14 protein-coding genes are annotated in these 21,336 nt (G+C 72.8%); 10 read left to right on the top strand and 4 right to left on the bottom strand.

The window, feature by feature from the left end; genetic code table 11:
- Positions 1–137: 137 nt before the first annotated feature.
- The 5 genes from acs to ACFY23_RS02840 all read left to right on the top strand — a co-directional run bounded on the left by acs (position 138) and on the right by ACFY23_RS02840 (position 11,722).
- Positions 138–2,102 (top strand): acetate--CoA ligase, encoded by a 1,965-nt coding sequence (gene acs, locus ACFY23_RS02860; protein ID WP_350683812.1) that lies wholly within the window; start codon positions 138–140, stop codon positions 2,100–2,102.
- A gap of 269 nt (positions 2,103–2,371) precedes the next feature.
- On the top strand, positions 2,372–5,164 hold the full coding sequence (locus ACFY23_RS02855) for an immune inhibitor A domain-containing protein (RefSeq protein ID WP_350683814.1): 2,793 nt from the start codon (positions 2,372–2,374) through the stop codon (positions 5,162–5,164).
- A gap of 381 nt (positions 5,165–5,545) precedes the next feature.
- A complete protein-coding gene (locus ACFY23_RS02850; protein WP_350683816.1) occupies positions 5,546–7,852 on the top strand; it encodes an immune inhibitor A domain-containing protein in 2,307 nt (768 codons plus the stop codon).
- Between the two features lie 324 nt (positions 7,853–8,176).
- Positions 8,177–10,573, top strand: a complete 2,397-nt coding sequence (locus ACFY23_RS02845) for an immune inhibitor A domain-containing protein (RefSeq protein WP_350683834.1) — start codon at positions 8,177–8,179, stop codon at positions 10,571–10,573.
- 216 nt (positions 10,574–10,789) lie between these two features.
- Positions 10,790–11,722 carry an alpha/beta hydrolase gene (locus tag ACFY23_RS02840; RefSeq protein WP_350683818.1) on the top strand — a complete coding sequence of 311 codons (933 nt, stop codon included), beginning with the start codon at positions 10,790–10,792 and terminating at the stop codon, positions 11,720–11,722.
- A gap of 19 nt (positions 11,723–11,741) precedes the next feature.
- Here the strand turns inward: ACFY23_RS02840 and ACFY23_RS02835 are convergent, their stop codons facing one another.
- Positions 11,742–12,107 carry a hypothetical protein gene (locus ACFY23_RS02835; protein WP_350683820.1) on the bottom strand — a complete coding sequence of 122 codons (366 nt, stop codon included), beginning with the start codon at positions 12,105–12,107 and terminating at the stop codon, positions 11,742–11,744.
- On the bottom strand, positions 12,104–15,070 hold the full coding sequence (locus ACFY23_RS02830) for an SseB family protein (protein WP_350683822.1): 2,967 nt from the start codon (positions 15,068–15,070) through the stop codon (positions 12,104–12,106). The genes ACFY23_RS02835 and ACFY23_RS02830 overlap by 4 nt, the downstream gene beginning before the upstream one ends.
- Before the next feature lie 152 nt (positions 15,071–15,222).
- Between ACFY23_RS02830 and mycP the strand changes: the two genes are divergently transcribed.
- Positions 15,223–16,494 (top strand): type VII secretion-associated serine protease mycosin, encoded by a 1,272-nt coding sequence (mycP, locus tag ACFY23_RS02825; protein WP_350683824.1) that lies wholly within the window; start codon positions 15,223–15,225, stop codon positions 16,492–16,494.
- Between the two features lie 62 nt (positions 16,495–16,556).
- Here mycP and ACFY23_RS02820 read toward each other — a convergent pair whose 3' ends face one another.
- Positions 16,557–16,850: a WXG100 family type VII secretion target gene (locus tag ACFY23_RS02820; RefSeq protein ID WP_350683826.1), complete on the bottom strand. Its 294-nt coding sequence runs from the start codon at positions 16,848–16,850 to the stop codon at positions 16,557–16,559.
- Positions 16,851–16,877: 27 nt separating this feature from the next.
- Positions 16,878–17,198, bottom strand: a complete 321-nt coding sequence (locus tag ACFY23_RS02815) for a WXG100 family type VII secretion target (RefSeq protein ID WP_350683828.1) — start codon at positions 17,196–17,198, stop codon at positions 16,878–16,880.
- 209 nt (positions 17,199–17,407) lie between these two features.
- Here ACFY23_RS02815 and eccE point away from each other — a divergent pair, with 209 nt between their 5' ends.
- The 4 genes from eccE (at position 17,408) to rarD (ending at position 21,328) form a co-directional block, all read left to right on the top strand.
- On the top strand, positions 17,408–19,339 hold the full coding sequence (gene eccE / locus ACFY23_RS02810) for a type VII secretion protein EccE (protein WP_387035496.1): 1,932 nt from the start codon (positions 17,408–17,410) through the stop codon (positions 19,337–19,339).
- A gap of 107 nt (positions 19,340–19,446) precedes the next feature.
- Positions 19,447–19,833 carry a phage holin family protein gene (locus ACFY23_RS02805; protein ID WP_350684303.1) on the top strand — a complete coding sequence of 129 codons (387 nt, stop codon included), beginning with the start codon at positions 19,447–19,449 and terminating at the stop codon, positions 19,831–19,833.
- A gap of 80 nt (positions 19,834–19,913) precedes the next feature.
- Positions 19,914–20,414: a GNAT family N-acetyltransferase gene (locus ACFY23_RS02800; protein WP_350684302.1), complete on the top strand. Its 501-nt coding sequence runs from the start codon at positions 19,914–19,916 to the stop codon at positions 20,412–20,414.
- On the top strand, positions 20,411–21,328 hold the full coding sequence (gene rarD / locus ACFY23_RS02795) for an EamA family transporter RarD (RefSeq protein WP_350684301.1): 918 nt from the start codon (positions 20,411–20,413) through the stop codon (positions 21,326–21,328). The genes ACFY23_RS02800 and rarD overlap by 4 nt, the downstream gene beginning before the upstream one ends.
- The last annotated feature ends 8 nt before the right edge of the window (positions 21,329–21,336 follow it).

The raw sequence follows: 21,336 nt of genomic DNA, 5'->3' as shown, positions 1-21,336 counted from the left end.
GTGCCCGGGTAGGCCGTCCGGCGCGTCACGGGGGCCGCTCGGCGCGATTTTGGCCGGACCGGCGGTCCGTCGGCCCGGCATCCCGACTAACCTCGTGCGGGAGACGCAGGTCACCCCGAACGACGAGGGAGCACGGCATGAGCGAGGCATTGGCCAATCTGTTGAACGAGACGCGCCAGTTCCCGCCGCCGGCCGAACTCGCCGCGAACGCCAACGTCACCGCGGAGGCGTACGCGGAGGCCGACGCCGACCGGCTGGCGTTCTGGGAGCGGCAGGCCGGGCGGCTGACGTGGGCGCGGCAGTGGGACCAGGTGCTCGACTGGTCGAAGCCGCCGTTCGCGAAGTGGTTCGTCGGCGGGCAGCTCAACGTGGCGTACAACTGCCTGGACCGGCACGTCGAGGCCGGCCTGGGCGACAGGGTCGCCATCCACTGGGAGGGCGAGCCGGGCGACACCCGCACCATCACGTACGCCGACCTGCACAAGCTGACCTGCCAGGCGGCGAACGCGCTGACCGACCTGGGCGTCACCGCGGGCGACCGGGTGGCGATCTACCTGCCGATGATCCCGGAGGCGGCGGTCGCGATGCTGGCCTGCGCCCGCATCGGCGCGACGCACAGCGTGGTCTTCGGCGGCTTCTCCGCCGACGCGCTGACCAACCGGATCCAGGACGCCAGCGCCAAGGTGGTGATCACCGCCGACGGCGGCTACCGCCGGGGCAAGCCGTCGGCGCTGAAGCCGACCGTCGACGAGGCGGTGGCCAACTGCCCGTCGATCGAGCACGTGCTGGTCGTGCGGCGCACCGGCGAGGAGGTCGCCTGGTCGGCCAAGGACCACTGGTGGCACGAGACGGTGGAGACCGCCTCGGCCGAGCACGCCGCGCAGCCGTTCGACGCCGAGCACCCGCTGTTCATCCTCTACACCAGCGGCACCACGGCCCGCCCGAAGGGCATCCTGCACACCACCGGCGGCTACCTCACCCAGACGGCGTACACGACGCACGCGGTCTTCGACCTCAAGCCGGAGACGGACGTCTACTGGTGCACCGCCGACATCGGCTGGGTCACCGGGCACTCCTACATCGTCTACGGCCCGCTCTCCAACGGCGCCACGCAGGTGATGTACGAGGGCACCCCGGACACCCCGCACAAGGGCCGGTTCTGGGAGATCGTCGACAAGTACAAGGTCAGCATCCTCTACACCGCCCCGACGCTCATCCGGACGATGATGAAGTGGGGCGAGGACATCCCCGCCGGCTACGACCTCTCCTCGCTGCGGTTGCTCGGCAGCGTGGGCGAGCCGATCAACCCCGAGGCGTGGATGTGGTACAGGCAGCACGTCGGCCGGGGTGAGCTGCCCATCGTGGACACCTGGTGGCAGACCGAGACCGGGTCCGTCATGATCTCGCCGCTGCCGGGCGTGACGGAGGCCAAGCCGGGCTCGGCGATGACGCCGCTGCCGGGCATCAGCGCCGACGTGGTGGACGACCAGGGCCAGTCGGTGCCGAACGGCGGCGGTGGCTACCTGGTGCTGCGCGAGCCGTGGCCGTCGATGCTGCGCACCATCTGGGGCGACGACAACCGGTTCATCGAGACGTACTGGTCGCGGTTCGAGGGCATGTACTTCGCCGGGGACGGCGCGAAGCGGGACGACGACGGGCACATCTGGCTGCTCGGCCGCGTCGACGACGTGATGCTGGTGTCCGGGCACAACATCTCCACCACCGAGGTGGAGTCGGCGTTGGTCTCGCACCCGTCGGTGGCCGAGGCGGCGGTGGTCGGCGCGACCGACCCGACCACCGGGCAGGCCATCGTCGCGTTCGCCATCCCGCGCGGCACCGCGGACACCTCCGGCGAGGCGGGCGAGAAGCTCATCGCCGACCTGCGCAACCACGTGGCGAAGACCCTCGGCCCGATCGCCAAGCCGCGGCAGATCATGCTGGTGCCCGAGCTGCCGAAGACCCGCTCCGGCAAGATCATGCGCCGCCTGCTGCGGGACGTGGCCGAGAACCGGTCGCTCGGCGACGTCACCACGCTCCAGGACTCGTCCGTGATGGACCTGATCTCGTCCGGCATGGGCGGCGGCAAGTCCGACGAGGACTGACGGCAGGCGTACCACCCGATGGGTGGCGGTCCCGCGCGGACCGTCACCCATCGTCATTTCTTACGGGTACGCGACGGACCGCATGCGCCCTGTCACATCGGTCGGTCGGGGGAACCGGGAGAAGCTGAACGGACACAGGCTGGCGTCGACCCCTGTCATTCGCCTGTTTTCTGATTTAGGTTCACGCTGGTCGAGCCGGTTCGATGGACGTCACATCGATGAGAGGGCCGGCCGACTCCCTCCCTCCCATGCCCGAGAAATGGAGCGGCATGAACAGAAAACCCCAACCTGGGTCGCGCCGACGCCTACTCGTCGCGCTGCCCGCCATCGCCCTGGCGGCCACGTCACTGACCGTGACTGGCGGCGCGGCGGCGGCAGAGTCCGGCCCCGCCCGAGCCACGATCGGGGCGGACGAGTACTACATCAACTACGCCGAGCCGGCCGTCCAGCCGGACAGCACCGGCCGCGAGGTCAAGGGCAAGGGTGGTGTCTACGCCCCGGCAGTCGAGGAGGCGCGGGCCTACGACCGCAAGTTCGCCCGCGGCAACCCGGTCACGGCGCGGCAGCTCGCCAAGACCGAGGCCCAGGCGATCAAGACGGGTCAGAGCCCGCGGCAGATCAAGCAGGCCAAGGGCACCCAGACGGCGAAGCTGCTGACCCTGCTGGTGGAGTTCAACGACCAGGCCAACGACGACTTCACCGACGTCATGGTCCCCAAGACGGTCTTCGAGGACCGGAGCTGTGTCCCCGGCACCGTCCAGAACGGCCCCCTGCACAACAACATCCCGAACCCGGCCAGCCTGCCGCACGAGGACAACAACTCGATGTGGGTGCCGGACTTCTCGCCCGCGCACTACGACAAGATGCTCTACACCAAGGAGGGCATCACCGAGCGGGTCCGCCCGGACCTGACCGGGCCGGACGGCAAGCCGGGCATCAGCCTGGCCGGCCGGACCATGCACAACATGTACCTGGAGATGTCCAAGGGCGCGTACACGGTCGACGGGCAGGCCAGCCCGTGGATCAAGGTGCCGCACTCCGAGGGCTGGTACGCGGCCTCCCGCTGCTTCCAGGACGAGAACGGCAACTGGGTCGCCGGCCGCGAGCAGGCGATGAACGGCCACCCGGACAACCCGCAGGGCGCGGGCCGGCTGGCCACCGACGCGATCGCCACCCTCGCGCAGATGGACCCGGACTTCCCGTGGGCCGACTACGACATCGAGGACCAGGGCGACCGCGACGGTGACGGCAACTTCTTCGAGCCGGACGGCGTGATCGACCACCTGGTGCTGGTGCACGCCGGCCAGGGCAAGTCCCGTGGCGGCGGCGCCGAGGGCATCTACGCCGTCTGGGCGCACTCGTCGTCGATCGCCGGCGGCTACACCATCCCGGGCACCAACCTCCAGGTGTCGAACTACATCGTGCAGCCGGAGGACGCCGGCGTCGGTGTGTTCGCCCACGAGTTCGGCCACGACCTCGGTCTGCCGGATCTCTACGACACCTCGGGCAACGCCGACTCGGACGTCGACTTCTGGGACCTGATGGCCTCGGGCTCGCACTCGGGTGAGATCTTCCAGGCGCTGCCGACGCACATGGGCCTGTGGGACAAGTGGGTGCTCGGCTGGGCCGACCCGCTGACCCTCGCGCCCGGCGCCGACCCGCGCGACGTGCAGCTGGGTCAGACCTCGCGGACCCCGGCCGGCACCAAGGACGGCATCAAGATCAACCTGCCGAACAAGGTGATCACGCTGGCCACGCCGCACAGCGGCGAGAAGATGTGGTACACCGGCGCCGACCAGGACTGGGCGGACGTCAAGATCGCCCGCCAGGTGGCGGTGCCGGCGGCGGCCGACGCGAAGTTCTGGATGTGGAACAACTTCGTCATCGAGGCCGACTGGGACTACGGCTTCGTCGAGGTCTCGACCGACGGCGGCGCCACCTGGGCCGAGCAGAAGGTCTACGACTCGACCGGCAAGCTGGTCAGCACCAACGACGGCTACGCGGACCCGAACGGCCGGATGGTGGACTTCGGCAACAAGAAGTACGGCCTGACCGGTGACACCCACGGCTGGCGGCACGACTACGTCGACCTGTCGGCCTTCGCCGGGCAGACCGTGCAGGTCCGGCTCCGCTACGCCACGGACGAGGCGTTCGTGGAGCGCGGCTGGTTCGCCGACGACTTCTCGGTGACCGGCGGCGGCGCCACCACCTGGAGCGACGACGTCGAGAGCGGCACCAACGGCTGGACCGCGACCGGCGGCACCTTCGTCGACACCAACGGCGCGGGCTGGCGCATCGACAGCGGCACCTCGACCCAGGCGCACTACTACCTGGCGGAGTGGCGCAACTTCGACGGCTTCGACAACGGCCTGAAGTACACCTACGACACGGTGTACTCGCACGACGCGTGGAAGGTCGACAAGGTCTCCTACAACGCCCCGGGCATGCTGGTCTGGTACCGGGACACCGCGCTCGGCGACGTCAACCACGTCACCGGGCAGCTGACCTCCCTGCCGAGCTACGGCGCCAAGGGCGGTCTGCTGATCGTCGACTCGCACTTCGACCCGTTCCGTCGCGCGGGCGAGGCGGCCGTCAAGGACCCGTCGGTGCTGGACAACCTGCCCAGCCGGCCGCAGTCCTCCAACGCGGCCTTCTCGCTCAACCCCACGTACCCCTTCCGGGAGTGCCTGGAGGCGGAGGGCGAGCCGTACAGCGAGTACTGCACGAACTTCCCCGCGCAGCCGGCGGTGCCGGCCTTCACGGACGCCAAGGGCTGGTACCCGGGCATCGAGATCCGTGACGGCTCGGCGTACGCCCGGGACAGCGACGCCTCGGTGGTCATCCCGTCGAAGGGCAACGAGCGGTACACCACCCGGGTCACCAACCCGGACGGTACGCCGGCGCCGGCCTACTACGGGGTCACGCTGGGCGGCGGCGCCATCGTGCTGGGCACCGGCAACCCCGGTGACCAGGGCGTGGCCTACGGCGTCACCATCACCATCAAGCAGACCGCGAAGGACAACTCGTACGCCACGGTGCACGTCACCCCGGCGACGAGCTGACCCTAGGGTCGGCTGACGGGACACACGGCGGGGCCCGTCTGGAGCACACTGCTCCGGACGGGCCCCGCTCGTCTTACGCCCAGCAAATCGCGTCGGCCGATCGCTGTGACATTTTGGAGGGCTCCGACGCTCCCCGAAGGGGACTCCATAACCCCTGCTACGCAACGTGATCGTGGCCAAAACGTAACGTGAACCAGCGTCGCCATACTGCGCGCTTTGGTCGACATTTATGCACACATAAGGGTCACTGATCGCGTTCCCGCCTGGTAATTGACCCGTGACAAGCGCGCCCTCCCTCTGCCAGGGTGAGTGACGCATCACATGACAGTCGTGGCCTCGGCTGCGCCCGTCATGTAACAGATCCACAAAGGAGGAGGACCTTTGAGGAGACGAGTCACAGCCGGCCTGGCCTCGGCCGCGGCCGCGCTGCTGGCGGCGGGAGTCGTGTCGGCGCCGGCCTCCGGCGCACCGGCCGCGGACCCGGCCCCCGGTTCCGACAAGGCGAAGCACGGCAGGGACAACCTCCCCGATCCGAAGTCGGATCAGCAGCGGGAGCTCCGGAAGAAGGCCATCGCCGACCTGCTCTCCGGCAAGGCCAAGCTTCAGACGCGCAACGGCTCGAAGGTCATCCAGGTCAAGGACGACCTGTTCGTCGAGTACCAGCAGGCGCCGAAGACCGACCCGATCTTCACGATGCTGGTCGAGTTCGGTGACCAGACCGACCCCCGGACCGGTGGGACCGCGGGTCCGCTGCGCAACCAGATCGCCGAGCCCGACCGCAACTGGGACGGCAGCGGGAGCGACGACAACAGCACCCTGTGGCGGCCGGACTTCAACCGGGCGCACTACCAGGACATGATGTTCGGTCCGGGTGAGTCGATGCGGGACTTCTACTACAAGCAGTCCGGCGGGCGCTACACCGTCAACGGCGACGTCAGCGACTGGGTCAAGGTTCCCTACAACGAGGCCCGGTACGGCAGCAACGCCATCTCCGAGGCCGACGGGTACTGGAACTTCATCAAGGACAGCGCCACCGCGTGGTACCAGTCCGAGGTCGCCGCCGGCAAGACGCCGGAGCAGATCAAGCAGTACCTGGCCCAGTTCGACATCTGGGACCGGTACGACTTCGACGGTGACGGCGACTTCAACGAGCCCGACGGCTACATCGACCACTTCCAGGCGGTGCACGCCGGCGAGGGCGAGGAGGCCGGCGGCGGCGCCCAGGGCGAGGACGCCATCTGGTCGCACCGGTGGGGCGCCTTCACCAACCTGGAGGGCGTCGCCGGCCCGACCGGCAACCTCTCCGGTGGTGTGCAGATCGGCGACACCGGCATGTGGATCCGTGACTACACCACGGAGCCGGAGAACGGCGGTCTGGGCGTGTTCGCCCACGAGTACGGCCACGACCTCGGTCTGCCGGACTACTACGACACCGCCGGCGGCGACAACGGCGTCGGCTTCTGGAGCCTCATGGCGTCCGGCTCGTGGCTCGGCCACGGCAAGGACGACATCGGTTCCACGCCGGGCTACATGGACCCGTACTCGAAGCTCTTCCTGGGCTGGCTGAACTACTCGGTCGTCGAGGAGAACAGCGGCACCACCCAGGTCACGCTCGGCCCGGCCGGCGACAGCGACGGGCCGAAGGCCCAGGCGGTCGTCGTCAACCTGCCCGCGCAGACCCAGACCACCGAGTACAACACCCCGTTCGCGGGCTCGTACGAGTGGTGGAGCGGCAGCGCGGACGACCTGAAGAACTCGCTGACCCGCACGCTGGACCTCACCGGGGCGACCTCCGCGTCGATCACCGCGAAGGCCCAGTGGGACATCGAGGAGGACTACGACTACCTCTTCGCCGAGGTGTCCACCAACGGCGGCACCAGCTGGACCTCGCTGCCGAACGCGCTCATCGACGCCGGCGAGACCGGGATCGACGGCTCCAGCAACGGCGCGTGGGTGGACCTGACCTACGACCTGTCCGCGTACGCCGGGCAGACCGTGCAGTTCCGCTACCGCTACGCGACCGACGGCGGCGTGCACTTCGCCGGCGCGTTCCTGGACAACATCTCGCTGACCAAGAACGGCACCGTCGCGTGGACCGACGACGCGGAGACCCTGGCCGCTGAGTGGACCGCCCGGGGCTTCACCCGGATGGGCGGCTCGGTGACCGACACGTACCCGCGCTTCTACATCGCGGAGAACCGGTCCTACGTCGGCTACGACGACACCCTGCGGACCGGCGGGTACAACTACGGGTTCAACAACACCCGCCCGAACTGGGTGGAGCGGTTCTCGAACCACCCCGGCATGCTGGTCTGGTACGTGAACTACGCGTACGGCGACAACAACACCTCGGAGCACCCGGGCTACGGCCTGAACCTCCCGGTGGACGTCCGGCCGAACAAGATCACCGTCGACGGTCAGGGCAATATCACCAACCGCCGCAACGGCTTCGACGCCACGTTCAGCCTGTACGCCAAGCCGGCGCAGACCTTCCACCTCAACGGTGTCCCGGTCACGCTCCCGGCGCTCGCCCCGAACCCGGTGTTCTCGGACACCGGTGCGAACAAGTACTGGACGTCCGGCAACCCGTGGAACTCGGTGAAGGTTGCCGGTTCCGGCACCAAGATCGAGATCGTGCAGCAGGGCACCAACCCGACCGACGACATGGTCGTGAAGGTCAGCAACTGACAATCGGGTTACCCGTGGGGCCGGTGGCGGTGACGCCACCGGCCCCACTTTTCGCGTACGTGACCCGGTCCGATCGAGAACGATCTCTTCCGTCCCATCGGCGGCCCTATGCCCTTGCTCATGACGGTTGATGAACGGCCGGGATGTGACGGTGAAAAGCATTCTCAACAAAACTTTGCAACAAATAGACGCACGCATCTTCCCAGGGGTCACAGGAGTGTCTATGTTCACCATTGGTCCCACTAGTGGGACCGATCTCCACCGGCCCTTACCCCCGTTGGGCCGGTTCCCTCAAACCGGAGGTACCACGTGCGCAAAGTCGCAGTGGGTCTGCTCGGGCTTTCGCTGACGGCGACGGGACTGGCGGTGGGCACGTCCGCCAGCGCCGCGCCGCAGCCGAAGTTGCCGACGTCCGCACCGTCGGTCGCCGAGCCAGCCCATGTCGACCACGACCTGCCGAACCCGCTCGAGGACAAGCGTCGCGCCCTGCGCCAGGAGGGCCTGAGCGACGTCCTCTCCGGCCGGGCCAAGGCGCAGAAGATCAACGGCAGCACGGTCGTCAAGGTCGGCAAGACCCAGGCCGAGGGGGCCACCGCCCGCTCGACCCGGGCCGGCGCCGCCAGCCAGATGGACGACCAGTACGTCGAGCTCGCCCGCGAGCAGACCGACCGGATCTTCGTCATCCTCGCCGAGTTCGGCAACGAGCGGCACCCGAGCTACCCGGACCAGGACACCGACCCGACCACGCCGGGGCCGACCCGGTTCGACGGGCCGCTCCACAACGAGATCCCCGCCCCCAACCGGGCGGTGGACAACTCCACGGTGTGGCAGGCGGACTACAACGCCGACCACTACCGCAAGCTCTACTTCGGCACCAACCCCGGTGACGAGTCGCTGAAGCAGTACTACGAGGCGCAGTCCTCGGGCCGCTACAGCGTCGAGGGCACGGTCACCGACTGGGTGAAGGTCAGGTACAACGAGGCCCGCTACGGCCGCTCCGGCGGCTCCCCGTGCGCCGACAACGTCTGCACCAACACCTGGGCGCTGGTCCGGGACGCCGCCAACCAGTGGGTCGCCGACCAGAAGGCCGCCGGCCGCACCGACGCCCAGATCGCCGCGGACGTCAAGGCGATGGACCAGTGGGACCGGTACGACCACGACTCGGACGGCAACTTCAACGAGTCGGACGGCTACATCGACCACTTCCAGATCGTCCACTCCGGCGGCGACGAGGCCGACGGCGACCCGTACCAGGGCGAGGACGCCATCTGGAGCCACCGCTGGTACGCCTTCGCGTCCGACCAGGGCTCGACCGGCCCGGTGAACTTCCCGGCCGGCGGCACCCAGATCGGCAACACCGGCATCTGGATCGGTGACTACACCATCCAGCCGGAAAACGGCGGCCGGAGCGTCTTCTACCACGAGTACGGCCACGACCTCGGTCTGCCGGACGACTACAACGTCGTCAGCGGTGGGGACAACAACAACGAGCACTGGACCCTGATGGCCCAGAGCCGGCTCGGCGCCAAGAACGACGGTGGCATCGGCGACCGCGGCGGTGACCTGGGCGCGTGGAACAAGCTCCAGCTCGGCTGGCTCGACTACGAGGTGGTCGTCGCGGGGCAGCAGCGCACCCTGAAGCTCGGCCCGCAGGAATACAACACCAACGAGGCCCAGGGCGTCGTGGTCGTGCTCCCGAAGCGGGAGTACACCTTCGACAACGGCAAGCCGTTCGAGGGCACCAAGCAGTTCTTCTCCGGCAACGAGGACGACCTCAACAGCACGATGACCCGGACCCTGGACTTCACCGGGAAGTCGTCGGCGTCGCTGTCGATGAAGGGCCGCTACGACATCGAGGCCGGGTACGACTACCTGTTCTTCGAGGCGTCGCTCGACGGCGGCCAGACCTGGACGGCGCTGCCGGGCACGGTCAACGGCCAGCCCCTCCCGGAGATCTCGCCCGGACGTCCGGCCCTGGACGGCAGCAGCAACGGCGAGTGGGCCGACATCGCCATCCCGATGGACGTGGCGGCGGGCAAGGTCGCGCAGTTCCGGCTTCGCTACCAGACCGACGGTGGTGTCTCCGAGGGTGGCTTCTACGGTGACGCGGTCACCGTGACCGCCGACGGTCAGACCGTCCTCTCCGACGGTGCCGAGTCCGGCGCCGCCGGCTGGACGCTCGCCGGTGGCTTCGAGGTCGCCGAGGAGACCTACACCCGGGAGTTCGACAACTACTACATCGCGGGCACCCGGCAGTACATCTCGTACGACAAGTACCTGAAGACCGGCCCGTACTTCTTCGGCTACGCGAACACCCGCCCGGACTACGTGGACCACTACGCGTACCAGGAGGGCTTGCTGATCTCCTACTGGAACACCCGCTGGGCGGACAACGACACGTTCGCGCACCCGGGTGAGGGTCGCAACCTGATCATCGACGCGCACCCGCGGCCGATCTACAACCTGACCGGGCAGCCCTGGCGGGCCCGCGTCCAGGTCTATGATGCGCCGTTCAGCCTGAAGAAGGCCGACTCGTTCACGCTGCACCTCAACAGCCAGCCGCAGTACATCCGTGGCCAGGCCGCGCAGCCGCTGTTCGACGACACCAAGCAGTACTGGTACCCGGAGCTGCCGAACCACGGCGTCAAGCTCCCGGCCACCGGCACCAAGATCCGGGTCCTGGAGAAGGACGGCGTCTACACCAAGATCCGCATCTCCTGATCCGCTGATCACGCACCACCCGCACCACGCGATGCCCGGGCAGGTCACCTGCCCGGGCATCGCCCATTTCCACGGATGCCGGCCGACGACCGCCCCATCCGTCTCGACGCGGGCGACGAGCCAGGCCCTCCCGCCGGCGTGGGCCGTCGAGCGATCCCGGCCACCCGGCCGGTCGGCGGCGGAGCCGGCCGGCACCGGGGTCATAGGCTGTCTGCCATGACCGAGCAGCGTGGCGGGCCCGTCGACGAGTCCTGCGTCCTCACCGAGGGGCCGTGGACGCACCGGTTCGTCGGCGCGAACGGCAGCCGCTTCCACGTCGTCGAGTCGGGCACCGGCCCGATGGTGCTCTTCCTGCACGGCTTCCCCGAGCACTGGTGGGCCTGGCACGAGATGCTGCCGGCGGTCGCCGACGCCGGGTTCCGCGCCGTCGCGGTCGACCTGCGCGGCTACGGCGCCAGCGACAAGCCGCCCCGGGGGTACGACGGCTACACGCTGGCCGCCGACATCGCCGGGCTGATCCGGGCCCTGGGCGAGCGCTCCGCGACCGTGGTCGGCACCGGCATCGGCGGCATGATCGGGTGGACCGTGGCGTCGTTCCACCCGTCGCTGGTCCGCCGGCTGGTGGTGCTCGGCGCCCCGCACCCGCTCCGGCTCCGGGCCGCCATCTTCGCCGACCCGCGGGGGCAGTTCGCCGCCTCCACGCCCACCCTGAAGTTCCAGCTACCCCGCTACGAGCACGTGCTCACCAGGGACGACGCGGCGGCGGTGGAGGAGATGCTGCGCCGCTGGGGCGGGCCGCGCTGGGTCCACGGGCCGGACTTCGAGGCGTACGCCCGGCGGTGCCGGGAGGCGATGCGGATCCCGCAGGCGGCGTTCTGCGCGCTGGAGGGCTACCGTTGGGCGTTCCGCTCGGTGCTCCGCCTGCACGGCTACCGCTTCGTCCGGCTGATGCAGAAGCCGCTGATCACCCCGACGCTCCAACTCCACGGCGCGCTCGACCAGGCATCCCTGCCGCGCACCGCCCAGGGCTCCGGCCGGTACGTGGTGGCGCCCTACGAGTGGCGGCTCCTGGACGGCGTGGGGCACTTCCCACACGTGGAGGCCCGCGAGGTGGTGCTCGGCGAGATCCTGCGCTGGGCGAAGTCCTGACCAGCCCGCTGCCGCGCGCTCAGACCCGCTGCTCGCGCAGGTCGGCGACCTCGGCGGCGGGCGCCCAGCCCTGGTAGACGCCGAAGTCGAAGACCTCCAGCCCCATCGCCCGGGCGACGGGCCAGCGCCCGCCGGTGTACTCCACCCGCAGCCAGCCGTCGTGCTGGCCGAGGACGATGAACGGCTGGCCCTGCCAGGTGCAGGTCGTCCGCACGTACGCCAGGTCGTCCACCTCGGTGGCCGGGACCACCCGCACGTACCGGCCGGGGCGTACCTCCTCGAAGCCCTCGCCCGGCTCGGGCTGGTAGAGCCGGACGTCGTCGCCGTCCGGGCTCGCCTGGTATTCCCGGCCGCGCCAGCGGGCCACGTAGCCGTCCCGGATCACTGCGCACCGACCTGTCGCCACAGCAGGGCGTCGGTGTCGAGGATGGCGACCACCCGCTCCGTGCCGTCCGCGCCGATCCGCCAGAGTTGCGCGCCGTGCGGCAGCCGGGCGCTGTCCACCTTGAACTCCGCCACCACGTCGCTGCTCTCGCCGGGGGCGAAGCCGTTGCCCCGGAACGGCGGGCGCTCGATGACCCAGCCCTCCATGGCCCGCATGGCGGCCTCGCTCTGCCCGCCGTAGGGGATGCGGTAGAGGCTGGGCCGGTGCGCCGGCCAGCGCAGCACGTAGATCTCCTCGGCGTCGCGCGCGAACGGCGAGTCGGGGTGACCGAGGCCGAGCGCGTCGTGCAGCTGCGCCGGGGTGTTCAGGTGGGCCAGCTCGTTGGCCCGGTGCACGAAACCGGAGACCCGGTCGTAGCCCCGCTCCAGGTAGTACGCGAGCTGGCTGGGGGCGACCGCCTTCTGCATGACGACGGGCCGGGCCGGGTCGGGTGCCGCGTAGCGGGGGCGGCTGACCGGTTCCTCGACGGGGACCGCCGCCTCGCTCTCGACCCCGGCGTCGTCGCCGAGCCCCACCTCCGCCGCCCAGTTGGCCAGCGCGACGATCTGCTCACCGGGCAGCTTCGCCCCGACCGGGCTGCCCGGGTTGACCGCGAACGACCAGGACGGGTCCGGCCAGCGCCGGATCAGCTGGACGAACTTGACCTCGACGGTCTCGGCCGCCGCGTCGGCGTGCTCGGCGAGCCGCTCCGGCGAGGTGTGCACCACCACGAACGTGTCGCCGTCCAACACCTCCGTACGCCAGACGAAGCCGGGCTCGCCGGGCCGGCTGCCCGGTGCGGAGTCGGCGGCCACCGGCAGGAGCACGCGGGCCAGCAGCAGCGTGGACAGGAAGGTGTCGGTGCTGCCGGTGCCGGCGGCGTCGAGCAGGTTCTCCTCGACCTCGTTGGCCGGCTGGAAGTCGACCGGCACGGGCTCGACGCGGGTCGTCGCCCCGCCGGCGCCGGCCGGCCCGTTGTCCTCCGCCCCGGCCGCCACCCATCCGCCCGTCGGGGCATCGGCCCGGCCGGCCCCCGCCGGCACGGCCTCCTCGCCGGGCGTCGGCGCGGCCGTGATCGTGACGCCGTCGGCCGCCGGCTCGGTGGGCCGCTGCGTCACACCGGCCGCCGCCACACCGGCCGCCGCCGGCGCGGGCGCGACGTCGGACGGTCCGGACGCGGCGTCGAACAGGCCGGGCGCGGCGTCCGCCGGCCGGGACGGGGTGTCGAACACGCCGGGCGCGGTCTCCACCGGCACGGATGCGGTCTCCACCGGCACGGATGCGGTCTCCACCGGCACGGGTGCGTCGACCGCACCGGGTGCGGTGGCAACGGGACCGGCGGGGCCGACCGCACCGGATGCGGTGTCGGCCGGACCGGCTGATGGCGGGTGGGCCGGAGCGGCTGATGGCGGGTGGGCCGGGCCGGGCGATGGCGGGTGGGCCGGAGCGGCGGGGGCCGCCCGGCCGGGCCGCCGCACCGGCTCGAACAGCGACACGGGCTCCGCGGGAGCATCGTCGGGCGGCCCCGTGAAATCGCGCGACTCGATGACCGTGCCCTCGATGACGATCGGCGTGAACCCGCGCCGGGGCGCGGGCGGCCCGGAGACCGGCTCCGCGACCGACGCCGACTCCTCCGCCGGGTCGGGCTCGGGCGTGGGCCGGGGGCGCGGCAGGGCCTGCGTCACGTCGCCGTCCGGCTCCGGCCGGCGGGCGGCGTACCCCGGGGTGGGGTCGGGGGCGGGCACGCGCAGGTCGCGGGTGACCTCCGCGGCGGACGGGTCCGGCCGGTGCGGCGGCAGCACCTGGGTGCTCTCCCCGCCCGCAACCGCGAAGGCCCGGGTCGGCTCCCCGTCGGCCGGGGCGACCGGGATCGGTTGGGTCGGGCCCTCCGGCACCGGCTCGGTGAGCGGCCGACGCCGGGGGAACGGCTGGCCGCCGCGCGCGAGGCGGGACGGCGGGACGGCCCGTTCGCCGGAGCGCAGCGCCTCCTGCCGCTGGGCGGACGCGCGGCCGGACGCCGGCTCGAAGAAGGACCGGTGGTTGGGCCGCTCCGGGGTCTCGCCGGCGGGGCGACCGTTCGTCGGCGGGGACGGCGCGGGGGGCGGGACCGGCCGGCCCTCCACGCGGTCGCCGAGCGGCACGAACCGGGACGGCCCCGGCCGGTCGACGGCCGCCACGGCGTCGCTCCGCGCGGCCTCGCCGGCCGTGAGGTCACCGTGCTGCGGGCCCGGCCGGTGCGACGGGTGATCAGGCGGGGCGGCGGCGCGGGGCGGTTCCGGCGGCCCGGGTCGGGCGGACGCCGCCACCCGGCCGGCCGTCGACACCGCCGGGGGCTCGGGCCAAGCAGCTGCGGCGCCGTTGGCCGGGGCGCCGTTGGCCGGGGCATCACCCGCCAGGGCGGGCCGCCCCGGGCCGCCAGTGGTCGGCCGGGCCGCCGGCCCGTCAGCCGGGCCGCGACCGGTTGTGGTCTGGGCCCGCGCCCGGGCGACCGTCTCCGCCCGTTCCAGGCGGGCCCGCGCGCCCAGGGTGCGGCCGGGCAGCCGGACGTCGCCGCGGGAGAGCTGGGAGACGAACCAGGCCGGCAGGTAGCCCTCGACGGGCAGGCCGGGGTTCACCGCCAGCCACCACTCCTGGTTGGGCCAGCCGGCCGCCAGATCGGCGTACGAGGTGCGGCGGCTGGAGCCCGCGTTCTCCCCGAGGCAGGCCCGCATGGCCGTGGCGGAGGTGAACGCAAGCACGTGGGTGCGACCGCCCGTCGTCCACGTGCCCCAGCCCATCGGCGCCTTCCCGGCGAGCGCCTCGGCCGAGACCGGCAGCAGCAGCTCGGTCTGGGCCAGGATGCGGAAGTAGAGCTGTTGGTCGTTGGCGCGCAACGCGTCCCGCATCGCCGCCTCGGCGTCGGTGGCCGGCTCCCATTCGGTCACGGCCACCCCTCCTCCCGGGAACAGGCCATAGGCATCGCGTACAACCTACAAGGTCGAAACACGATCACAATGGCTGGCCGGCGGCGGTCCGCGCCGTCGCGCCGGAGGCGCTAACATCCCGTCCCGGAGTCGACACGATACGGAGGCGGTCGATGTCCCGGTCCCCCGCGCGCCCGCTCCTGGCAGCCCTGACGACGGCGCTGTTGGCCACCGTCCCGGCAGCCGCCGCCCGGCCGGCCCGGGCCGCCACCGAACCGGTCGCCGTCGGCCGTTCCGGGCCCGCCGCGCTCACCGCGCGGGCGGCCCCCGGCTGCCCGTCCCCGCTCGCCCCGGTCCGGCCGGTGTCCGCGCCGCCCTGGCCCCACCAGCGGTACGCCCCGGAGCGGCTCGCGCCGCTGGCCACCGGCGCCGGGGTGACGGTGGCCGTCGTCGACTCCGGGGTGGACCGCCGGCACCCGCAATTGGCCGGGCGGGTCCTGGACGGCACCGACCTACTCGACCCGGGCGGCGACGGCGGCCGGGACTGCGCCGGCCACGGCACCGGCGTGGCGAGCATCATCGCCGCCGGCCCCCGCGACGGGGTGGCGTTCCACGGGCTGGCCCCGGGCGCCCGGATCCTGCCGGTACGGGTGAGCGAGCAGCAGGTCGTCGACGGGCGGGAGTCGGGGCGCACGGTCAGCGCCGAGGACTTCGCGCGGGCCATCCGCTGGGCGGTCGACCACGACGCCGACGTGCTCAACCTCTCCGTCGTCCTGTACGCGGACAACCCGGCGGTGCGGGCCGCGATCGGCTACGCGGTCGAGCGGGACGTGGTCGTGGTGGCCGCCGCCGGAAACCTGCACGACAGCGGCGACCCCCGGCCCTACCCGGCCGCGTACGACGGGGTGCTCGGGGTGGGCGCGATCGGGGCGGACGGGGCCCGCTCCCCGTTCTCACAGACCGGCGCGTACGTCGACCTGGTCGCCCCGGGCAGCGACGTGCTGATGGCCGCCCCCGGCCAGGGTCACCACCGGGCCGAGGGGACCAGCTACGCGGCGCCCTTCGTGGCGGCCACGGCCGCGCTGCTGCGGCAGTACCGGCCGGAGCTGAGCGCGGCACAGGTGGCGCAGCGGATCGTGGCGACCGCCGATCCGGCGCCGGGCGGCGGCCGGGGCGGCGGGTACGGCGCGGGGGTGCTGAACCCGTACCGGGCGGTCACCGAGACCGGCGGCGGGGCGCCGGAGGGGCCGCGCCCGGCCACCGCGCTCGCCGACGACCGGGACGATCCGGCGCTGGTGGCGCAGCGGGCCCGCCGGGCGACCGCCCGGGAGCGGGCGCTGCTGGTGGCCGGGGTCAGCGGAGCGGCGGTCGCGGTGGCGGCGCTGCTGGCGCTGGTCGTGCCGCGTGGCACCCGCCGCCGCTGGCAGCCCGCCGGCCCGGTCTGACGAGTGGAAACGACGGTGGTGGCGTCGACCGGCTCAGGGTCGGCGCCACCACCGGGCCAGGGCTACTGGAACAGGCCGACGTTCTTCTTCTCCGTGTCGAGATAGTCGGCCGCGGAGTCGTCGACCGCGAGCTTGATGTCGCGCAGCATGGCCTGCAGGTCCTGCGAGGCGGAGCGCCAGCGGGCCTGCCGCTGCTCGTACGCCTGCTGGGCCTCGCCGGACCAGCTCGCCACGAGCGGGGCGGCGTCGCGTTCGAGCTGCCCGAGCTGCGAGTCGAGCGTGTTCAGCGCCCGCTGGATGTCCGCGCTGGCCTGCTGCAACGCGGCGAAGTTGACGACCAGCACACCGTGGTCCATTGGATGTCTCCTCCCCCGAAGACCGGGTCAGAGCGGCAGCTGGATGCCGCCGCGGTTGGTGGTGGACACGCGGCTGGCGGCCTCGCTGTCCGAGACGTCGTACTGCTGACCGGCCGTGCGGATGGCGCCGGAGGTCTCCCGCAGCGCCCGCTGCAACGTCGCCTGGTCCTGCGCCCACTGCTGCTTGACCTGCTCGAACGAGCGCCCGCCGGCGCCGCGCCAGGCCTGCTGCAACACCTCCAGCTGGGCCATCAGGCTGCTCAGCATGGACTGCAGGGACTGGTCCACCTGCTCGAACTTCGCGGCGGTCTGCTGCATCACCGCTGCTTCTGCCTGGGTCTGGGACACCCCGGACGTCACCTCGTCTCATCGGTCGTGGCTGGCCGTCGGCGCGCCCGCTCACTCGGGCGCCCCGCTCGCGCCGCCCGGGCGTCGAGCGCGGCGGGCGCGGGTCAGCAAACTCGTCGCTGACGGTAGCCGCCCCGTCGCGGTTCTGCTACCCCGTCGCCCTCCCCTGTGGACAACCGGGCTCCCCGCTCCCCGCACCCGCCCTTACGATGGGCGGCGTCGATGTCGCGGCGAGTGGTCGAGGGGGCGCGGTGACGGTGAGCACCAGCACGGGCCCGGCCCGGCCGGCCGCGCAGCCGGTCGCCGCCCCCGCGCCGGTCCCACCCGCGCCGGCCGCTCCCCCGGCGCGCGCACCGGGGCCCCGCGCCGCCCTGCCGCCACAGTGGATTCCGGCCACCCGGCGGCAGACGGCCGGCGTCCGGGCCGGTCAGGTCGTCGCCGCGCAGGTCGCGGTGGTCGCCCTGGTCGCGGCCTCCGGTCGGGGCATGCTCGCGGCGCTGGCCGCCGTGGCGGTGGCCGCGTCGCTGCTGCCCCTGGCGTGGGTGCGGCTGCGGGGGCGCTGGCTCTTCGAGTGGCTCGCCACCGGCCTGGGCTACGCGACCCGCCGCCGCGCCCTGCCGCCGGGCGCGGGCCCCGCGGCCCTGCTGGACCTGGTCGACCCGGGGGCGGTGGTCCGCCCCGCCGAGCTGGCCGGCACGCCGGCCGCCGTGCTCGACGACGCCGCCGGCATGGTGGCCCTGGTGGAGGTCGGCGATCCGGCCGACCTTCTCGGCGACGGCCCCCGCGCGCTGCCGCTCCCGGCGTCCCTGCTGTCGGCGGCCGCGCCGGACGGGCCGCCGGTGCGGCTCCAGCTCCTGCTGACGGGGGCGCCGGCGCCGACGGTCGGGGCGGGCGGCGGCACGGCCGCCACGTCCTACCGGCAGCTCACCGACGGGCGGCTCGCCGGCCTGGAGCAGGCCGTCCTCGCCGTGCGGGTGCTCCGCGCCGAGGGCTGGACCGGGGAGGAGCTGCGGCGGGCGCTCTCGGGCACCGTACGCCGGATCGTGCGCCGACTCGGGGCGGTCGCCGCCCGCCCGCTGGGCGAGCACGCGACGCTGCGCGTGCTGGCGGAGCTGGCCCACCACGACGACCATCCGGCGCGGGAGTCCTGGCAGGCGGTGCGGGCGGGCGACCTGCTCCAGACCACGTTCCGGTTGCGCCGCTGGCCCGACGCGCGCGCCGACGCCGGCCGGCGGCTGGTGCCCCGGCTGCTCGCGCTGCCCGCGACGGCGACCACGGTGTCGCTCTGCGCCGGTCCGTGGGCCGGCGCCGACCCCGCGTCGGCGCCCACCGAGCTGGCCGTACGGCTGGCCGCCGCCACCCCGGCGGAGCTCTCGGCCGCGGCCCAGGCGCTGCGCCGGCTGGCGGCGGAGGCGGGCGGCGAGGTGCACCGGCTCGACGGCGCGCAGCTCGACGGGCTGGCCGGCACGCTGCCGCTCGCGGCGGCGGGGGCGCCGGGGCCGGGGCCGGCGCCCGACGCGCTGGAGCTGACCGTCGGCGAGGCGGGGCTGATGGTCGGCAGGAACCGGCACGGCGGCGCGGTGACCGTCCGGCTGTTCCGGCCGGAGAGCACCCGGGTGATGCTCGTCGGCGGGCTCCGCGCGGCGCAGCTCGTCGCGCTCCGGGCCATGGCGCTCGGCGCCCGGGTGGTGGTGCAGACGGCCCGCCCCGGCATCTGGGAGCCGTTCGTGCGGGGCGTCGGCACGCCGGGCGCGATGATCCCGCTGGTTCCGCCGGGCCGGCCGGTGGGCGGCGGACCGGGCTCGCCGCTCTGCCCGCTGCTGGTGGTCGTCGACGCCGGCCCGACGCCGGCCGAGACGGAACCGGGCCTCCCGTGGCGGGCCACGCTGCTGGTCCGCGACGAGCTGACCCCGGCCGACGCCGACGCGCTGGGCCGGGCCGACCTCGCCGTGCTGCAACCGCTCGACCCGGCCGAGGCCGCCCTGGCCGGCACCGCGTTGGGCCTCGGCGGGTCGGCGGAGTGGCTGACCCGGATCCGGGACGACATGGTCGCGGTGGTCAACCGGCGGGCGCTGCGCTGGGCGCTGCTCGCGCCGACCCCGATCGAGTCGCAGCTCATCGGCCGCCCGTCCCGCCGCTGACCGGCGCACCGCTCGCCGCCGGCCGGCGGCTGTGGGTACGGGTTTTCGCGGCGGTCCGGCGATCTCGCGGGTTCCGCGCGTGGCGCGTCCGTGGCACGATCCCCGCCATGGGTTTCCTCAAGGGGCTGCTGATCCGGCTGGCCAGCACGGCACTGGCCTTCTGGCTGGCCACGCTGCTCATCCCGGGCATCACGCTGGACTCGGAGTCCGTCACCGAGACGGTCACCACCCTCGTCCTCGTCGCGGCGATCTTCGGCGTGGTCAACGCGGTGCTCCAGCCCGTCATCAAGACCGTCGGCTGCGGTTTCTACCTGCTGACCCTCGGGCTGATCGCGCTGGTCGTCAACGGGCTGCTGTTCCTGCTCACGAGCTGGATCGCCGACCAGGCCGGGCTGCCCTTCCACGTCGACAGCTTCTGGCCGGAGGCGGTGCTCGGCGCGCTCCTCGTCGGGGTCGTCACCTGGGTCCTCGGCGCCGTCCTCGACCGGGACTGAGCCGCCCCGCCGCCGGGCGGCCGACCAGATTCCGGGAAGTGGCTGGTCAGCGGCTCGGGTGACCGGGCTAGTGTCACCAGGTGACCACCCTGACCCGCCACGACGGCTACCTGCTCAGCACCGACCCGGACCGGATCGACCTGGACCGCGTGCACCACTGGCTCTCCACCGACGCGTACTGGGCGATCGGGCGGGACCGGGAGACGGTGGCGCGGGCGTTCGCCGGGTCGGTGGCGTTCGGCATCTACCGTCCCGGCGACGGGCGGCAGGTGGCAGTCGCCCGGGCGGTCACCGACGGGGCCACCTTCGCCTGGCTCTGCGACGTCTACGTCGACCCGGGCGAGCGCGGCCGGGGGCTGGGCACCTGGCTGGCCGGCGCGGTCCGCGACCACCTCGCCGGCCTGGGCGTACGCCGGATCCTGCTGGCCACCTTCGACGCCCACGAGGTGTACGCGAAGGTGGGCTTCGCGACGATCACCGATCCGCACCGCTGGATGCAGCTCGACCAGCGGGACCAGCCGGTGAGCCCGGTCACCGGCAAGGATCCCGGGGTCCGTCCGCCCCTTACTGTGGAGGCGTGACGCCACTCCGCCTCGGCTATCTCTACGGCTTCGGCGCGTACCTGCTCTGGGGATTCTTCCCGCTCTACTTCAAGCTGCTGCAACCGGCCGGGCCGCTGGAGATCCTGGCCCACCGCGTCGTCTGGTCGGTGGCGTTCGTCGCTCTGCTGCTGGCCGCGATGCGCAACGTCGGGTTCCTGCGGGCACTGGTGCGCCGGCCCCGCGCGCTGGCCGGCATCGGCGCGGCCGCCGCGCTGATCGCGGTGAACTGGGGTGCCTACATCTACGGCGTCAGCTCCGAGCGGGTGGTGGAGACCGCCCTCGGCTACTTCATCAACCCGCTGGTGGTGGTGCTGCTGGGCGTCACCGTGCTGCGCGAGCGGCTGCGCCCCGCGCAGTGGGCGGCGCTCGGCATCGGCGGGCTGGCCGTGGCGGTGCTGACGGTCGACTACGGCCGGCTGCCCTACCTGGCGCTGGTCCTGGCGCTCAGCTTCGCCGGCTACGGCCTGGTCAAGAAGCGGCTCGGGCTGCCCGCCGCGGAGGGGCTCTTCGTCGAGTCGGCGGTGCTGGCGCTGCCCGCGCTGGCGTACCTGGGCTGGCTCACCGCCAGCGGCGACGCCACCTTCGGGCACGTCTCGGTCGGGCACACCGCGCTGCTGGTGTCGGCCGGCGCGGCGACCGCGATCCCGCTGCTGCTCTTCGCCGGGGCGGCGAACCGGCTCCCGTTCACCGGTCTCGGCATGCTCCAGTACCTCGCCCCGATCCTTCAGCTCGGCTGCGGGGTGCTGATCTTCCACGAGCCGATGCCGCCGGCCCGGCTGGCCGGCTTCGCCCTGGTGTGGGCCGCGCTGATCGTCTTCACCGTCGACGCCCTGCGCCAATCCCGCCGCACCCGCGCCGCGCGCCGCGCCGAGACGGTCGCCGCGACCCACTGACCCCGGCG

The sequence above is a fragment of the Micromonospora sp. NPDC000121 genome, from assembly GCF_042899165.1.
GTDB lineage: Bacteria > Actinomycetota > Actinomycetes > Mycobacteriales > Micromonosporaceae > Micromonospora.
The sequence above is the reverse complement of the archived record's forward strand: the minus strand, read 5'-3'. Positions and strand labels throughout refer to the sequence as shown.

What these genes read in the sequence shown, in the direction of transcription:
- acs (WP_350683812.1), top strand. Translation starts at nt 138, where the DNA reads ATGAGCGAGGCATTGGCCAATCTGTTGAACGAGACGCGCCAGTTCCCG.
- ACFY23_RS02855 (WP_350683814.1), top strand. Translation starts at nt 2,372, where the DNA reads ATGAACAGAAAACCCCAACCTGGGTCGCGCCGACGCCTACTCGTCGCG.
- ACFY23_RS02840 (WP_350683818.1), top strand. Translation starts at nt 10,790, where the DNA reads ATGACCGAGCAGCGTGGCGGGCCCGTCGACGAGTCCTGCGTCCTCACC.
- mycP (WP_350683824.1), top strand. Translation starts at nt 15,223, where the DNA reads ATGTCCCGGTCCCCCGCGCGCCCGCTCCTGGCAGCCCTGACGACGGCG.
- ACFY23_RS02820 (WP_350683826.1), bottom strand. Translation starts at nt 16,850, where the DNA reads ATGGACCACGGTGTGCTGGTCGTCAACTTCGCCGCGTTGCAGCAGGCC.
- eccE (WP_387035496.1), top strand. Translation starts at nt 17,408, where the DNA reads ATGGGCGGCGTCGATGTCGCGGCGAGTGGTCGAGGGGGCGCGGTGACG.
- ACFY23_RS02805 (WP_350684303.1), top strand. Translation starts at nt 19,447, where the DNA reads ATGGGTTTCCTCAAGGGGCTGCTGATCCGGCTGGCCAGCACGGCACTG.